Below are 17,012 nucleotides of genomic sequence, written 5' to 3'. Positions count from 1 at the left end.
GAGTAAACACTCCAATATTACTGGTACTTTTTGCTTATTTTGTTACCGAGAGCTAGTCAAAATCTGGAACTCACTACTAAACTAATCATATAAGGATAATCTTAATTAATATACCAGCAGGATGTCAGGAGCATTCAGCTGGCTGCTGACGGACGATCAAAATGCGTACTTTAAGTGATTCATCGTATCCATTGCATTCACAGCCTAACCAACTAAACTCGCTGAATCATGAGTTAGCTGATCTGCATAAACGCGTCAAAACTAAAGTCCCCAATTTAGAAAGAATAGCATTCGTACTCTACGATCAGAGTGCGGGTTTGCTAAAAACCTATGCTGAAAGCTCGAACAATATAGATTCATTTACTCACCACGAATTTCCTCTCTCTTCATGCGCGACACTGAAAGAGTGCGCAGACAATGGAGAGACCCGAGTGATCAATGATATACCTTCCCAGTTGACACCTGAAAACAGGCATTCTCAATGGTTACTTGAACAAGGCTACCGTTCATCATTTACCGTTCCTATTTATAACTTTCAGCAGTTCATTGGTTTTGTATTTTTTAACTCACATAAGAAGGGATTGTTTACTCAGCTTGTACAGAATGAACTGATGCCTTTCTGCGATCTGATCAGCTTTGTCGTGAATGCTGAATACTCATTACTTCATGCGATTCTTGCTTCTGCTGAACTGACTAAAGAACTCTCTCCGGGGTACAAAAAAGAATCTCAGGAACATGTAGAGAGAATTAGCCGCTATGCTCACCTGATAGCGAAAGAAGTCGCCGATCTCTATCAGCTCGATGATGAAGTTATTGAGAACATTCATTTGTTTTCAAGACTCCATGATATTGGCAAATCCGCACTCCCTACCGACATTTTGCTGAAACCGGATAATCTGGTTTCCGATGAAAGGGATGCAATGAAAAACCATATCGAAAATGGTATCGCATTAGTGGATAAGATTTTGGACAACCTGGGCTCTCCTTCCCATCCATGCGTAGACATCCTTAAAGACATTATCGCCTGTCATCAAGAGTTTCTGGATGGAAGTGGCTACCCTAACGGACTGTCTCACGGTGAGATATCTGTACCGACACGAATAATCACAGTTGCGAACATCTTCGATGCATTGACCAGCCACCGCCCATACAAACAAGCCTGTTCTATACCGGCCGCTTTGCTTGAGTTAGAAAAAATGGTGTATGACGGCAAACTGGACGGAAACTGCGTATCTGCGTTAAGAAACCATATGGTTAGCCTTAACAACATCATTCAGCAATACCCAGAAAAAGACCCCGGCTACAACTACAATTAACCGAGCATTCATATAAAAAGCAGCCATTTAAACCGGCTGCTTTTTTGACTAATCCATTTCAGTGTTATTCAAATTCAATGTTACTCAAAAATTACATTGATCTGATGGCTCTGATCTGAAGACTGGTTCTTATGCTTGTTTGCCCGAACTTCTGCTAGTGCTCTGGCAAGATTCTCATTGGCAATCTTGTAATAAGATGGCTTCTTATCGATGGCTTGTTGCAAGTAAGGAATGGCTTGATCAGGCTTACCTTGCAATATCAAAAAATACCCTACGTTGTTTAATGCTTCCGGAGCATCCATCTGACGCATAAACACATTGAGCGCCTGTGTATTCTCACCTAATGCCAGGTGAATCAGAGCCAAATTGTTCAATGCTTTTTCATTTCCGGGTTCAAACTGAAGTGCCGTTGTCATTACTCGCTTAGCAATGTGGTAGTTTTCACTCATATAGTGTGAGTAACCCAGATTTATCAATGCTTTCACGTAGCGATGATCGATCTGTAACGCTTTCTCATAAAGCCGCTTCGCTATATCGTATTTACCGTCCAGATCATAAAGAACACCAAGGCCTGTATAGCTATCGATAGGCGAACTCGGGTCCACTCGCATTTGGTTAATCTCTGTCTCTGATAGCATGTCAAAGCCATTGATAGAGATGCCGCTTTCTATTCTTGCCTGATCTGCGTTTATCGCCTTAATCAGGTACGCTTTGCTATCGATAATACGTCCGGCCTTCGCATAAATAATGCCTAACTGCTCTAAAGAAGCGATGTGTTCCGGATTAAACTCAACCGCTTTCAAATACGCTTTTTCAGCCAAAGCAATATTGTTTCTAGATTGGTGGATTCGACCTATATTAAACAGGCTTTTATCCTTATGTTCCGCATCGGGGAAAGTGAGAGAACGAATATACTCATACAAAGCCAGGTCGACTTTATTCTGATTAAGCGCATTATCCGCTCTTTCTATTGCCTCTTGCTCATTTGCCGGGGGTTCTTCACTGGTCAGTGAATCAAGCGGCACCCCAGTATATAGCTCTGTATCTAATGGCAAATTCTCATTAGTAGATTCGCACCCTACAGCAGTTACCAGCACTACCAACACAGTAAATAGAACTCTTTTAAGTGACATCATATTTCCTTACTTCAGTGCCTCAGCGACCAACATGATTCCCGGGCCTATTGCTACAATAAAAAAGCATGGCCAGATAAAAATAATCATTGGGAACAACATCTTAGTGGGTATTTTTGCGGCAATCTCTTCAGCTTCCTGTTGCCGTTTATCACGATAATCTTCGGTATAATCACGCAGTGTCTGAGCCAGGCTACCACCGATTCGTGCAGCATGAGACAGCATACTCACTAACCCTCTTAGTTCTTCTAACCCTGTTCGGGTGATAAGGTCACCAAACGCATCGGGCAACTGTATCCCTGCTTTTAGTTTGACACATACTGTATCCAGTTCATCCGCAAAGTCAGGGTGTGAGATGACCAGCTCATTGGCCACTCTCTGAAGAGCGGCATTAAATCCGAGGCCCGACTCCGTACAAACCACCAACAGATCCAGCGCATCAGGGACAGCAGCTCTCAGCTTCCTGACCCTTTTCTTCACCATTTTGTTCAGGAACACGTTTGGGGAAAACAGGCCAATAGCGATGGGTAGACCTATATAGATATTGGTATAAGCGCTTTTAGGCACATATAGCCAAACAAGCACAGCGGCCCCTACCCCAATAAGAGTGAGCAGTGTTTTGATGGCATAAAATACAGATAGCGCGCTTGCCTGATGGTAACCTGCGTGCATCAACTGATGTCTGACAGATTCCTTCTCTTTTTTATCTTTCGGAGTAATAACCGGGGAAAGCGATTCAAGCGTGTTTTCGAGTTTATTCACCCTTCTGGCTTTGGAATCATTGTGCTGGGCATACTCTTCCAGTTTTTTCTTTATCGGTGACTTTGATTTGCTCATTATCAACAGCCCGATAGAAACAAAAAACAGAATTGCGGCAACCAGCACCACGATTAAAAACACAACCTGTCTGTCGAGCCCTGGGATATTCAGCGTAGCCAGGAACTGATTAATCTGCTCCATAACTACACCTCAATATTAATAATTTGCCGAATCCAGAATGCACCGACCATCAGGCTCACAATTCCCCCGGAGACAATATCCAAACCGGCAGGTGTATATAGCGGTTCCAGATACTCAGGATTGATAAACTGCAAAAGCATGAAAAGACCAAAGGGCGATAGCACCAGGATCCAGGCCGACATACGAGCTTCGGCTGACAGCGTTTTTATCTTACGAGCCAGCTTGAATCGGGCTCTTAAAACATTTGCCACCTTGTCCAGATTCTCTGTCAGGTTACCACCGGTTTCTTTTTGCAGTAGCACCGCACTGGAAAACGCCATCATAGATACCGTTGGGTTGCGGTCGACCATTTGTAGAATAGCCAACCTGAGATCGTAACCATAGTTCAGCATGTTAAAGGTGCTCTGGAATTCAACTCCGATAGGAGCAGGCATCTCTGATCCCACTTCGGCGAAGGACTGATTGAGGGGTTGTCCCGCCTGCAGAACTCGCTTGATGATATCCAGAGCTTCAGGAAGTTGTTCCTCAAATAAGGCTAAACGCTTCGATACCATCCTGTTTAGCTGCATATACATCAGTACCCAGACACCGACAAAAGCAATAGCAATTACGTACCATGGCTGCGAGAATATTATTGCCAACATGGTTGTGATCATGCTGATCAGGAATGTCGCTCCTAGTGTTTTACCAAGCCCCCATGAACTGCCTGACAGATCGATAATCTTTTTTAAATCAGAAAAAAAGGAGATGCTAATCAGCTTTTTCTCAAATGGTGACAATCCACTAAAATAGTGCTCTCGCAATAGATTCCGGCTTTCCTCGTCGAGAGATTGTCTGGTGTTTTTTAACCGAGATGCTATCTCTTTGTGCTTCGCCCTCTGACCAGCAGCCGGAAGAATAAGTGCCTGAGAAATAAAGACGATGGCGAAGAACAACAGTATCAAAAATAAAGTAGGACCTTCAGGCATACTAGGCATTTGAGGCTTCCTTACTTATAAGACTCATTAAACAGTTCATAGGGCAGTTCTATGCCTCTTCGGGTAAGCGCATCATGACAAGCAGGTACAATACCGGTAGCCGTGTAATAACCGATGATATTACCTTCTTCATCCACCCCCTGACGCTGAAACTTGAAGATCTCCGACATGGTGATGACCTCACCTTCCATGCCGTTTATCTCCTGAATGCTCACCATGCGACGCTTACCATCTTCCTGACGCTCCATCTGAATCACCAGATGAATCGCAGAAGCAATTTGAGAGCGAAGGTTTTTTGTCGATATGTTCCATCCCGCCATTGAGAACATATTCTCAACACGGCTCATTGCATCTCTAGGTGTATTGGCATGTATCGTTGCCAGAGAACCATCATGACCGGTATTCATTGCCGCGAGCATATCCACCGCTTCTGCGCCCCGCACCTCACCAAGAACAATGCGATCCGGGCGCATCCGAAGCGAGTTTTTTACCAGCTCACGCTGACCTATTTCCCCCTTACCTTCCAGATTGGCTGGTCGCGTTTCCAGACGAACAACATGAGGCTGCTGAAGCTGAAGTTCTGCTGAATCCTCTATGGTTACGATTCGTTTATCAGACGGAATAAATCCAGAGCAAATATTGAGTGTCGTGGTTTTACCGGAGCCAGTACCACCAGCAATCAGGATGTTCATCTCCCCTTCAACAGCAGCTTCGATGAACTTGGCCATTGGAACGGAAAGGGAGTTATAACCCAGCAGGTTATCCATTGTTAGCTTATCAACTGCGAACTTACGAATGGAGACAGATGAACCATCGATAGCCAGAGGAGGAATAATGGCATTAACGCGAGATCCATCGGCAAGTCGAGCATCCACCATTGGTGACGCTTCGTCTATGCGTCGGCCGACCTGGCTTACTATTCGGTCGATGATGTTCCGCAAATGTCTATCATCCAGAAATGTATGTGGCGTCTTCTCCAGCTTACCTTTGCGTTCTACAAAAATATTCTTTGGGCCGTTGACCAAAATATCTGAGACAGACTTGTCTTCAAGCAAAGGTTCCAAGGGCCCTAAACCAAACACTTCATCTTCGATCTGTTTAATAACCCGCCTTCGACCTTCCGCACTCAACGGGTGAGAGGTGTCCTCTTCCATTAACTGAAGAATCGCTTCATGAAGATCGTTTCTGGCCCTGTCAGCATCCAGATTTGCCAGGATTCCTAAATCTAAAGTCTCCAACAATTTTTTGTGGTAGTAGTGCTTTACATCCAGCTCTTGCTCTACCAGTTTTCTGCTCTCTTCCTGAGCCCGTGTTTGTTCTTTCGACTGTGTCTGTTTTTTAAAGATTTCCGTTTTCTTTGCGGTAGTCGAAGCTGTAGGCGCTTTTTCCGATTTATCCTGCTTTACATGGGGAGCAGGCTGACTTGCAGAACCCGCTACCTTTTGTTCAAAGTCTGGATTAATATTCTTCCGCTTAAAAAACATGTCTCAGCCTCTCTCAGGAAAATAACCTTGCAAACAACCCTTTCTCCTCTGATTTAGTTGGAGCAAGTTTGTTTACGATGGAAATAATAGATTTAGCAATAGCGCTCTTTTTACTTGAAATAACGAAAGGTTTTCCAAGGTTTGCACACTCCACAGCTACCTTGTAATCATTGGGTACTAGGTGAATTTCGACATTCTCAATGGTGTTTTGAATATCTTTCAGGTGAACAGAAACACTCTTTTCATATCGGTTGAGGATAATCTCTATATTGTCCCGGTTAATGCCGTACTCGAGTTGGAGAGTACGCACCAATTCACTGGTGTGCTTAATCGATATCAGGTTCTGCTGAGACACTAAGTAAACCCTTGAAGCCGGAGCAATCAAAGGGGTGTAGAAGTGTTCGATACCACGCGAAAGATCCACAATAACGTAGTCATAAAACTGTCTCAGAATTGGCAGGAGCTTGCCAAAATTTCTGGCCAGCTGATAGTTTTCGTGGGTGCCATAACTCGTGTAGCCAATCAAGTCTAATCCTGAACTATGGCTGGTAACCATAGAAGGAAGTGATACTTCATCGATATCACTAATTGATTCCAGAGCATCTGATATACCAAATCTGGGTTTCATATCCAGATAATCGGGCGTGGCTCCAAACTGTAAATCAAGATCTACAAGCACGACCTTTTTTGATTGAGACTGTGCTATTTCCACGGCCATGTTCATGGCTAAAGTCGTCGCTCCAGAACCTCCCTTGGTATTGATAAATAAGCAAAGATCACCAAGGTCACGACTAACTATTTTCTCTTCGGCAGTGCTCTTGAGCAACGGCATCAACTCATCAATAGTTGCTCTGTAAGAAAGGAAGTCTGAGGCACCCAACCTCAATGCTATTTTCAGCGCTCCGGTATCCTGCTCGTCTCCAAAAACAATTAGCGACGCTTCGTGGTCCTGTAACGTGGCGTCCTGATCCTGTAAATCAACCAATTTTTTGGCCCAGTTAACACCCGTTTCGATAAACACTAGGTCGGGAGCGGAAAAGCCATCGATACCATCAGCATTAAAAACAGACAATGAGATAGTCTCAACATTCAAGTTGCTGCATTTGCTCAACTCTGTAGTCATATGGTTCAGATACCTTTCACTGGCATAAACCATCCAGATACAGAGATTGGTTTTGATGGTGTAACTGCTTTCGTCATTCGATCTCAACTCGATCGCCTCTCCCATATAGTTTTCTCCGGTGCAGAACTATTACTCTTATAAGTTTAGATACAATTTGTGTAATCATCCGCTTTAGATCCATAACGCAGTACTCCTAAGTTTTCTGCAGGGATCGTTGTTTCAAAACTGGGGATAAAACTACTGTCGCTATTTAGGTTTTCTAACACATTGAAAAACGTGTAGCTGATGTTTGTTACTCTGGCTCTGACAAAACTGATATCACCAAAGTTTCCAACAGGGTTTGCTACCACATTCTCACTTTCATCAAGATATTCAACAACAATACTGGCACTACTAAAGCCAGCCGGAAGCGTACTTGTCACTTCCGGCATAATGGCAATACTGTTTTGATCCGAGACGTGACAAACTGCCGCAAGTCTTGCAACTTTTCGTGTCACTTCGTTCAGCATCTGCACAGAATAGACAAAGCGACCGACTTCGAATATACCGAACATGATGATCAACAAGGCGGTTGCGACAACCGTGAACTCAACAATGGCTATGCCTCTAGCCGCTTTGATGTTTCGACGAGTCCCCATCATTTGGTCCTCATCACCGATGACGCATTCAACGTCATATTGAAGTTAGTCGTAACGTAGGGAATATTGAGAAATATGGGTGTGTAGTCGTAACTTGCTGACACAGTGACAAAATTTCCAGACTCACTGATGGTTACATCAGCAGTTGTGAAAGTTTTTAAAACCGCAGAACTCCCTGCAGATATTTTGCCGTATACCACCAAGTTTTTTATCTCATCAGTGGCGGCTATCCCTCCGGTAGTGCCAACCACGCCATTTACAGCCCACCTTCCGCCATCCTGTACCGCTTTCGTCAGCGTTGTATGTTGAATATACAGATTGCCCAGTTCACCAAAGATCGCCACCAGCATAAGCAGAATGGGAAGAGTGAAAACAAACTCAACAGCAGAAAAACCGTGTTGGCGTTGAGGAGTCTGCATACGCATATTATGACTCCTCGCTCATGGGATCTTTATAAAGAACAATACGGTACGGCCCAACTGTTACTCCGGAAGAACCATCTGAGCGGCTTTTCTCTACTGTACAGTCTTCTAGAAACTCACCTATAACTGGTAATGAGTTCTTACCACTGTTGCTGCTGGCTTTTTCAAGCAAGAAAAAACACCCAATACCATCAACATTAAATTGATTGGTACCACCACCAGAAGAGAGGGGGTTACCGCAGTCGATCATCGGAACCGCTAAAGTACGTCGCTCCGTTACGCCGCTAGAACGACAACCACCGCTATTGCTTCCATTGCAAGCGGCTTTCTCATCCAGATACTCTTCGTATCCCCATGGATCTGCGGCTTCAGGAGTTGAGTCCTTGGGATTTTTAACGTTTGAATCATATATTTTTACTGAATCTTCATAGGGAAGATCTTCGTCATAAACAACTGTGTTGTAGTCGGTGATGCCATAGATAAACTTATCTGGTGGATATTGTGATTCCGTTCCCTTCATAGGGCCAGTATGTTCATCAAAACGAGTATTCAGACCATCTGCCACCGGGCCTACTGTATTACCCGGTTTAGTTGTTACTGAACCATCCATACTGATACATCCAGCATAATCACCAGCTAATCCAGACCTTACAGATGAAGCCCCACTACCAAAATCAAGCAACTGATAGTTACCCGACCCCATGTCGCTGACATTATCTTGCAGCTTTAATGCATAAGCTTTTTCTGTTGAATATCCAAGAAAAGTGCCATCAGAACCATTGGTATCTGATGAATCCATTGAGCAAACAGCCATAGGGACAATATTGCAAACCTCCCTGGCACCCGAACTTGGGCCAGCCACCGCACTCACAGTAACGGCCTTATTGATACCAAACAGGCTAATAAAATAATTATCAAGTTGATATGAAGTAATCTCGACACGAACATAAATATCGGACGCTTGATTAACACCAACCCCAGGGAAAGTGATGGCATCGTTCGCCATCTGAATCACTACAGTGGGAGCATCCGCGCCAGTCAGCGTTAATACGGTATTACCTACAGCATCATCAAACTTATCTAATGCTTCTGTTACAGCAGCGTTTACGTCTGCAGCACTGTCTGTCTGGTCGGCCTGCTTTGCCCCGGCAATTGCCGCTGCATCCACTGCATTTTGCAGTCTGGCTTTGTTCAATACCATGTGATTAACATCGATAGCCAGAGCGGCAAACCCTATCATCAAAGCAAAGGCCACTGTTATCAGAACAGCGACTAAGCCTTTCTGTTTTCGGGGTGACGTTCTTTGCTTCAAACGGGGATTCATGACTCAGTCCAACTATTTGCCTGAGCTAACAGGAATGTTGAGGACGTTATCCGCACTCATGCTTGTGTCGTTTTTCATGCTGGCTGTCTGCTTATGATAGACATCAAGGGTAGCCTGCATACGCTCACCGCTACCGGTAGGTATATAACCCATGTTCTCTTGTGTCGCTTCCGGGTTCAAAGTCTGCTCTGTCCGCATTTTTGCAACAGAGCTCCCTAAAGCAACTTCATAATCAGCCGCACAACCTGAAACAGCCAAGCTCAAAATCAACATAAAAGGAGTAAGGAACACTAATTTACGCATACAGAATCTCCTAAAGGCTATGCCCGAACTTTCCTTCCGAGCCACCCTTTTCGATGGAAGGCGGTAACACGACTGGGGCTTCTTCTTGTTTCTGAACAGGGGCATCTCGATAACCAGAACGCTTACCTAAAAGGTAAAACTCCCAGTCTGTAGGAGAGACAAAGCCATCCGTAGGAAGAGTAATCTTATTTCTGTCGACAGGGGTAGCCAGCCTAGGAGTTACCAGAATCACCAGTTCGGTTTCTCCAGAGACATACTGCTGGCTATTAAACAACTGACCAAGCACGGGAATATCGCTAAAACCAGGAACAGTCTCGATCACCTCTCTAGTCTGTTCACTGAGTAACCCTGCGATACCTATTGTCTGTCCATCGGCCAGTTCTATTGTGGTAGAAGCATTTCGGGTAGTCAGAGACGGTACAACAAATCTTGAATCCAGCCCCAACTCCAGCGTAAGCGCATTTGAACTACTCAACTCACTCACACCAACCACCATTGCCAGGTTGATCTGTCTGTTGCTTAATATTGTCGGAATAAACTCAACGCTGACACCATACTCGCGATACTCGATCACGATTCGATCATCACCATCGGGCACAGGAACCGGATATTCACCACCAGCCAGAAATTCAGCTTTTGTGCCGCTTAACGCGGTTAGGTTGGGTTCTGCAAGAACTTTGGCACTACCGTTCTCTTTGGCTATATCAAGCGCAAACTCAAACAGGGTATTGCCGTCGACAAAAGAGCCTAATATGCCCGTTTCAGGGTAAGTAGGTGTATTAAAAACAGGGTTCACTCCTTTTACACCACCGGCATTACTGCCTCCCCCCCAGTTGAAATCACCACTGGACTGGAAAAAGTTAAAGTTGGCATTAAAGCGCTTGGTCAAACTTCGCTGTACTTCTGCCACCGTGACTTCCAACATCACTTGTTGAGAACCACCGATAGTCATCAGATTGATAATGCTTGATTCGTTTACCTGTCCTTCCGCCTCTGCATCCGCTTCTTCACCCCCGGCATAGGATTCTGCAACTTTGAGTGCGAGGTTCATCGTAGCCTGATTGCTCACCATCCCACTCAAAATCAGCTTGTTTTTGGAGCTATGAACAGAGATCTCCTCATCGGGAAGAAACTCATACAGTTTTGCTTTTAAGGTATTTAAGTCATGGGTTACTTCAATGTTGAGCGCTTCGATCAATACACCGCGTTTGTTCCAAACCATGAGGTTAGTTGAACCCAGCTTTTTACCGATCAGAAATAGCTCATCAGACTTAAGCATCACAATGTCCAGCACCTCTGGATCCCCAAGGGATACTCTTCCTGCTGATGACGTTAAGTTGATATGTGTTGATTTATGATGGGGAATATAAATCGTTTCCCCGGTCTGAGCTGTAATGGAAGCAAACAGAGAAAATGATGGAATCAAAAGGCTTAAGATTAATAATATGTTCTTCATAGATGCAGCCCTTATTCCTGTACCCGAACACTGGATGACTCGGTACCCTTGATGATAGTGACACTCGGTTTAGGTTTATAAACCCGCTTAGGTTTTGGCTTTTCTACTTCAAGAGGATTTCTGAGTGCAAGTTGTACTGAACCTTTTGAGTTCGCAGTTAACAACTTCTCGGCATCTTTTGGCGTCACTTCCAAAGTCACCGCTCGAACGATTATTGGCTTGTTCTCTTCCGCTCTTGCGGTCTGGTCAACAGCTAATACTTTGATATCTTTGAGCACTGTAGAGGTAACCGCGCTGGTTTCGTTGTACTTAACGGTGGTTAAAATATCGACCTTACTACCCGGTAACAAAAAGCCTGCTACACCAACAACGTCATTCACTCGTATGGTCACGGCACGCTTATTTTCGGATATTAAAGCCGCTAGTGTTGTCCCCTGCCCCGGAAGCGCCAACCGAACCCCATGGATAATTTCACCTGCGTAGATGTTGTCTTTCGCAACCCTACCGACAATTTCTTCTGTTGATGAGAAGTGATGCTCTTCATCAATCCAGTCAACTTCAAGCAGCTTTGTCGATAAGTTTTCTAACGCCACTTCTGTACCCGTGGGGATATCAACAGCCGCGACAACCACTGGATGACGTTCAATCAGTTCCATCTGAACTTCTGGTTGCCTCTGATCATCAAGCCATTGTTTACCAACAAAAACTGCCGCCAAACCAAATACCACGGAAAGCAGCAATAAAAAGATAACCTGAACACGATTCATATCACGCCTCCCTTACCATCAGAGGTAAAGTAGAGATCCCATGCACGCTCCATAATGTCTGGCGTAATTACGGGGTCTATCTCTTCAAATGCAATAATGTCCCTGCTAATACCAACAATATCTTTCGGGATACAAGGGAAGTAGCCAACTGAGTAGTGATTGTGTAGTGAAAGAAGCTTGCTGACTGATTCTTCGGGCAATCCCAAATTCTTCCGTGAAGTATTGTCTTCCCACAGGCTTGTGTATTCTGATTCTTTGAGTGCGTAAAACTGGATTTTATATCCAAGTCGGCGAAGGAAAGCTGGGTCTGCGATTTTCTGAGGATCAAGATTGGTCGAGAAAGCCAGAGTCAAGATAAAAGGAACGGTGATTTGCTGCCCGTTAGGTAATCCCAGATGATCGTAGAAGTACTCCATAGGTACGATCCAACGGTTTAGTATGGTATCTACCGGTACAGGCTGGCGGCCTAAGTCATCAATCACCAAAATGCCATTGTTGGCCATCATCTGAAGTGGTGCTGTCCATACTTTGCTTTGCTCACTATGGTTCACTTCCACCATATCCATCGTCAGTTCACCACCAATCTGAATACTTGGACGCTGACATAAAATCCAGCGCTTATCATATTGTTGGTCTAAACGAGCACTAAGTAGGCTATTGCTTTCCTGAGGTACGGGTTTGTGGTGCTGAGGAGAAAACACCTTAATGATGTTACCTCCCGCGTAAACCGCATGAGGAATATAAACAGAGGTATGATGCGCATTCAAAATTCGCTCAGCGACGAATGTTTTGCCCGAGCCAGCGTGACCATAAAGCAGTAGAGCTCTGCCGGAGTTAATTGCCGGACCAATCACAGGAATCAAACGCTCCGCACCATATACGTCTGATAACGCTCTTTCGACATCCGTACGGGTAACCACTCGCTCTCTGACATCTTGCTTTTGCACCATTTCGTTATAGTTTTTTAACGAAACAGGCATTGGTCCTACATAAGCATCTTTACTAAATGCTTTATCCGCTTCTTCATTGCCCTGCTCAGAAAGTGCATACCTTACCTGAGCACCAGAATTATCCGACTGAAATGCGGAACGCTCAGCCTGAAAAACTTCTACCAACGCTTTCTCACGCAGTTTTTGCAAATTAGCATCAATAAACTGGCCGATAACGCCAAGATAGCGAGAAAGTTCGAGTACGTTCGACTTAGGATAAACTGCCAAGTGTTTAAGGATGAGATTTTCTAAAATAGCAGCAGGAACATCTAAATCATCTAAAGATGTCGGTACTTTTGGTGCATCCGCTTGCGGTGTTAGCCCCCCTCCTTGTTTCTTCTGCTCTGTTGAGCTCATGAGGACCCCTTATATTGTAAAGTACTGGTGTAGTGCGATACCTAAGAAAACTGAAGGTGCGAATGGCATACGTAAATTGTCTTTACTGAAAAATTCTTTACGACCTTCTTTATCTAAAAATAGTAGTAGATTACGGTATTTGGAAGCGGGGTTTACTACGTCACCCAGAATAAACAAGAGCCCCAAAACTCCCGAGGCGATGAGGATATAAAAAGAGACATCCAGCAGATTTCCCCAACCAATCCAATAACCTAAAACCCCCATCAGCTTGACATCTCCAGGCGCCATAACGCCTAGGAAAAACAGGATCAAGCAAGAGCCGAACATTGCAAAAGAAGCAACGATGTTCATTCCTGTTTCATTTAAGGGTATTGGATTGACGAATCCATCTACGACATACAAAACTACCAGGATTAATAGACAATAGTTGGGGATCCTGTTCTCTTTCAGGTCGTAAAGCGCTATCAAAAAAAGAATCGACCATGTGATAAGAGACAAATGGATTACCCCAACTATTTAAATCTAATATTTAGTATAGCTAAGATGTCGGGCATCTATGTTTTTTGCTACTTAGATACCATCTACAGTTGCTTTTAGCTTAGCGCTCAAGTCTGTACCAAGAGTACCGAAAATTGCTGCCAGACCTGCTACAAGAAGGGCCGCGCCTACTACATACTCAACAACTGTTAGACCTTCTTCATTGTTCATGAAATCTTTACATGCATTGATAAACTTGCTCATAACTTACTCCTAAAAGAAAAATGTTTTGGAACTTCCCGTTCCCGTGTGTTCCTTGGTTATTAATTTAAGTCGATTAGGATTTTTGAGTTAGGACTTTTTTAACCTTGCATTGTACGTTTTTAAGATTATTCTTATATACATAGATAAAATTATTAATAGCAATCAACGTCAGTTTAATCAATTACTTAGTAATAAGGTTAATAAAAACATGATCTGCTATTGGATCGGTAGCTCATTTAATAATATTTCAACCGAATTAAAGAGTTACCTGTCAGCAAAGTTTGAAGTTATAGATTGTGGAGATGATTTTTCTGCAATAACGCAAAAAAGTGTAACGTTTGCAATATTCTGTCTCAAAAAAGAGAATGAAGACATTTTTAATATATGTATTAAGGTTTGTCAGAATTTAGATATAAAGCTCATAACATTAATTTCCGATGATTCTGAAATCAACGCCAAGCAGAAAGAAATAATTTATAATCAAATAGATATAAGAAAAAAAGATGCCGTCGAGAACTTAACTTTAACGCTCAATGAATTATTTGAGATTTCAGATTTTAACAAAAAATTAACATTTGAAACATTTTTAAAACAAAGTCTGTATGAAAGTGGAAGCAAGATCGATATATATCGCATCATGGAGTACATAGATGGCAATTTAGAGCAGCCAATAAAGGAAGGGGAAATCGCTAAAAGCTACGGTTATTCAGTACCTTATTTCTCCAAAATATTTAAAAAGCATGTTGGTATAAGCTTTCGGGATTACGTGACCAGTAAAAGAATCAAGAAAGCGAAAACTCTTCTAGTGCAATCAGTAGATGAAAAAACGGCAACAATTGCTTATCAATGCGGTTATGCCGATGTTTCCTATTTCTCCAGAATCTTTAAAAAGAAAACTGGTTTAACACCCATCGAATACAGAAAGAGCCATACATAATAAACTTCTGCTTAATTTGAACTTCGATTTCTTTATTAATTGAGTATTAGTTCTAATTAAGAGGTACATTTTAATTTGGTTAAAAAATAAAAACTTTGATCTTCTGCCCATTTATTTATGAAAGGACACTAAAATCATCAACAATAATTTTAATTGAAATGGATTTATATCTGTCAGGGCTGGGCAAGATTTTTAATATAGATTGGCTAGAGGCGAGATGTAACGTTTTGACCTATACTCAAAACTCATTCAAACAACTGTTTTAACTTTTTCATTTACACATTCAAAAGCACAACATATTATTAACACAACATTAACAAAACAAGAACAAGTTAAACCAATGGACGGAGAGAAAAATGGTTATGCCTAAGCCAGTAGAAGCCCTGCAGGATGCAACATGTACGCTGCCACCACCAAATGAGATGATTCTTAAGTGGGCACAAGAACGCCCTAACTCTATTTATCTAAAGCAAATCATCAATCGTCAATTTGTTGAATACACATATTCCGAAGTCGCTGATATGTCATTGAAGTTGGTATCAGCCTTAAGAGCGCAAGGGTTAAACCCTGGAGACAAGGTCGCTCTCATATCCAAAAACTGTGCGGAATGGTTTATCTGTGATTTGGCTATGATGCTCGGGGACTTCATTAGTGTGCCTATCTTCCCTACCGCTGGTGCAGAAACCATTGAATATTGCCTGACCCACAGTGAAAGTAAAGCGCTTATCGTTGGTAAGCTGGATGACTCCGCTGCTGTTCAGGAAGTCATGAACAATCAACCCGATACCATAACAATTTCGCTACCTTATGACAGTGCTCCACCATGTAAGCTGTCGTTTACTGAGCTCATCGCCTCTCATCAGCCAAGCGAAGAGCGCCCTCAGCACTATGATGATAAGCTGATGTCGATTGTTTACACCTCTGGGACATCTGGTGTTCCTAAAGGTGCACTACTCACGTATGGTGCTTTTAGTTGGTCAGCGCAACAGCTCATTGATCATATTGGGATAGAAGAAGCTGATCGCCTTTTCTCGTACCTGCCTCTAGCGCATATCACTGAGCGGGTTTATATCTTTGGTTCGTCCATTATGGGTGGGATAACAACGGCATTCCCTGAATCACTGGATACTTTCATCGAAGATGTGAAAATGCATCGCCCTACCCTGTTTATCTCGGTACCTCGCCTTTGGGCTCTTTTCCAACAGCGAATTCAAGACAAGATGCCACAAAGGAAACTTAATTTCTTACTGAAGATTCCATTTGTAGGCGGCATCGTGAAGAAGAAAATTGCTGAAGGTCTGGGCCTTGATCAGGCCAGAGTTCTGGGTTGTGGCTCAGCGCCGGTTTCGCCAGCCCTATTGAGTTGGTACCACTCTGTAGGCCTGAACATCACTGAAGCCTGGGGGATGACTGAGTCGTTTGCCTATAGCACCATCAACTACCCATTCAGAGCTGATAAAATCGGTACGGTCGGAAATGCAGGCCCGGGAATCGAACTGAAAATCGCTAATGATGAAGAGATCATGGTTCGCAGTAAGGGGATGTTCTCCGGTTACTATAAAAACCCAGAGGAGACAAAAGAATCATTTGATTCCGAAGGTTGGCTACATACCGGTGATATAGGATCAATTGACAGTGATGGTTACCTTCTGATTCAAGGCCGTAAGAAGGACACCTTTAAAACTGCCAAGGGTAAGTTTGTTGCTCCTGTTCCGATTGAGAAAAAGCTTTACGAGTATAGTAATGTTGAAATGATGTGCCTGGTCGGCCTGGGCATGCCAGCACCGATTCTTTTAGCTGTTCCTCACGCATATCCTAACTTTGACAGAGAACGCTACGAGAGACGCGCTACACGCGTAATTAAGCGTATGAACCAGGAACTTGAGTCACACGAAAAGATTAAAGGCGTGTTGATGATTAAAGAGCCATGGAGCGTAGAAAACGGCATTCTGACTCCGACTCTGAAGATTAAGCGTCATCTGCTTGAAAAGAAATACCACGAGGTTGGTGTAAACTGGCCTTCAGATAAGATAGTTGTCTGGGAAGAGTAAGTAAAACCTTGCTCCCACGGTCCTCCGTGGGAGC

Annotated in this window: 17 protein-coding genes; 3 read left to right on the top strand and 14 right to left on the bottom strand. The window is 43.4% G+C overall.

Features of this window, described 5'->3' with window-relative positions; translation table 11 throughout:
• Positions 1-161: 161 nt before the first annotated feature.
• The gene (locus tag SNR28_RS13075; protein ID WP_375752978.1) at positions 162-1,316 is read left to right on the top strand and encodes an HD domain-containing phosphohydrolase; all 1,155 of its coding nucleotides are present in this window, start codon (positions 162-164) and stop codon (positions 1,314-1,316) included.
• A gap of 80 nt (positions 1,317-1,396) precedes the next feature.
• Here SNR28_RS13075 and SNR28_RS13070 read toward each other — a convergent pair whose 3' ends face one another.
• The 14 genes from SNR28_RS13070 to SNR28_RS13005 all read right to left on the bottom strand — a co-directional run bounded on the left by SNR28_RS13070 (position 1,397) and on the right by SNR28_RS13005 (position 13,990).
• Complete coding sequence (locus SNR28_RS13070) at positions 1,397-2,452, bottom strand: tetratricopeptide repeat protein (protein WP_375752977.1); 1,056 nt, start codon at positions 2,450-2,452, stop codon at positions 1,397-1,399.
• 6 nt (positions 2,453-2,458) lie between these two features.
• Positions 2,459-3,409, bottom strand: coding sequence for a type II secretion system F family protein (locus SNR28_RS13065; protein WP_375752976.1), 951 nt, complete (start codon positions 3,407-3,409; stop codon positions 2,459-2,461).
• Between the two features lie 2 nt (positions 3,410-3,411).
• Positions 3,412-4,377, bottom strand: a complete 966-nt coding sequence (locus SNR28_RS13060) for a type II secretion system F family protein (RefSeq protein WP_375754078.1) — start codon at positions 4,375-4,377, stop codon at positions 3,412-3,414.
• 20 nt (positions 4,378-4,397) lie between these two features.
• Positions 4,398-5,870, bottom strand: coding sequence for an ATPase, T2SS/T4P/T4SS family (locus SNR28_RS13055; RefSeq protein ID WP_375752974.1), 1,473 nt, complete (start codon positions 5,868-5,870; stop codon positions 4,398-4,400).
• Positions 5,871-5,883: 13 nt separating this feature from the next.
• A complete protein-coding gene (locus SNR28_RS13050) occupies positions 5,884-7,098 on the bottom strand; it encodes a CpaE family protein (protein WP_375752973.1) in 1,215 nt (404 codons plus the stop codon).
• Between the two features lie 38 nt (positions 7,099-7,136).
• The gene (locus SNR28_RS13045) at positions 7,137-7,634 is read right to left on the bottom strand and encodes a TadE/TadG family type IV pilus assembly protein (RefSeq protein WP_375752971.1); all 498 of its coding nucleotides are present in this window, start codon (positions 7,632-7,634) and stop codon (positions 7,137-7,139) included.
• Positions 7,631-8,056 carry a TadE/TadG family type IV pilus assembly protein gene (locus SNR28_RS13040; protein WP_375752969.1) on the bottom strand — a complete coding sequence of 142 codons (426 nt, stop codon included), beginning with the start codon at positions 8,054-8,056 and terminating at the stop codon, positions 7,631-7,633. Before SNR28_RS13040 ends, SNR28_RS13045 begins: the two co-directional genes overlap by 4 nt.
• Before the next feature lies 1 nt (position 8,057).
• The gene (locus SNR28_RS13035) at positions 8,058-9,377 is read right to left on the bottom strand and encodes a pilus assembly protein TadG-related protein (RefSeq protein ID WP_375752968.1); all 1,320 of its coding nucleotides are present in this window, start codon (positions 9,375-9,377) and stop codon (positions 8,058-8,060) included.
• Positions 9,378-9,389: 12 nt separating this feature from the next.
• Complete coding sequence (locus SNR28_RS13030; RefSeq protein ID WP_375752966.1) at positions 9,390-9,680, bottom strand: hypothetical protein; 291 nt, start codon at positions 9,678-9,680, stop codon at positions 9,390-9,392.
• Between the two features lie 10 nt (positions 9,681-9,690).
• Positions 9,691-11,136 carry a type II and III secretion system protein family protein gene (locus SNR28_RS13025; RefSeq protein ID WP_375752964.1) on the bottom strand — a complete coding sequence of 482 codons (1,446 nt, stop codon included), beginning with the start codon at positions 11,134-11,136 and terminating at the stop codon, positions 9,691-9,693.
• An 11-nt stretch (positions 11,137-11,147) separates the two neighbouring features.
• Positions 11,148-11,903, bottom strand: coding sequence for a Flp pilus assembly protein CpaB (gene cpaB / locus SNR28_RS13020; RefSeq protein WP_375752963.1), 756 nt, complete (start codon positions 11,901-11,903; stop codon positions 11,148-11,150).
• Positions 11,900-13,249 carry an AAA family ATPase gene (locus SNR28_RS13015; RefSeq protein ID WP_375752962.1) on the bottom strand — a complete coding sequence of 450 codons (1,350 nt, stop codon included), beginning with the start codon at positions 13,247-13,249 and terminating at the stop codon, positions 11,900-11,902. Before SNR28_RS13015 ends, cpaB begins: the two co-directional genes overlap by 4 nt.
• Before the next feature lie 9 nt (positions 13,250-13,258).
• Entirely contained in the window at positions 13,259-13,747 is a 489-nt protein-coding gene (locus SNR28_RS13010; protein ID WP_375752961.1) for a prepilin peptidase, read from the bottom strand.
• A 72-nt stretch (positions 13,748-13,819) separates the two neighbouring features.
• Positions 13,820-13,990: a Flp family type IVb pilin gene (locus tag SNR28_RS13005; protein ID WP_375752959.1), complete on the bottom strand. Its 171-nt coding sequence runs from the start codon at positions 13,988-13,990 to the stop codon at positions 13,820-13,822.
• Between the two features lie 208 nt (positions 13,991-14,198).
• Between SNR28_RS13005 and SNR28_RS13000 the strand changes: the two genes are divergently transcribed.
• Together SNR28_RS13000 and SNR28_RS12995 are read left to right on the top strand one after the other, a co-directional pair.
• Positions 14,199-14,927, top strand: coding sequence for a helix-turn-helix domain-containing protein (locus SNR28_RS13000; RefSeq protein ID WP_375752957.1), 729 nt, complete (start codon positions 14,199-14,201; stop codon positions 14,925-14,927).
• A gap of 362 nt (positions 14,928-15,289) precedes the next feature.
• Positions 15,290-16,978 (top strand): AMP-binding protein, encoded by a 1,689-nt coding sequence (locus SNR28_RS12995; protein ID WP_375752955.1) that lies wholly within the window; start codon positions 15,290-15,292, stop codon positions 16,976-16,978.
• Positions 16,979-17,012 lie beyond the last annotated feature (34 nt).

The sequence above is a fragment of the Vibrio iocasae genome, assembly GCF_042245395.1.
GTDB lineage: Bacteria > Pseudomonadota > Gammaproteobacteria > Enterobacterales > Vibrionaceae > Vibrio > Vibrio iocasae.
This window is presented reverse-complemented; position numbering and strand designations above follow the sequence as displayed.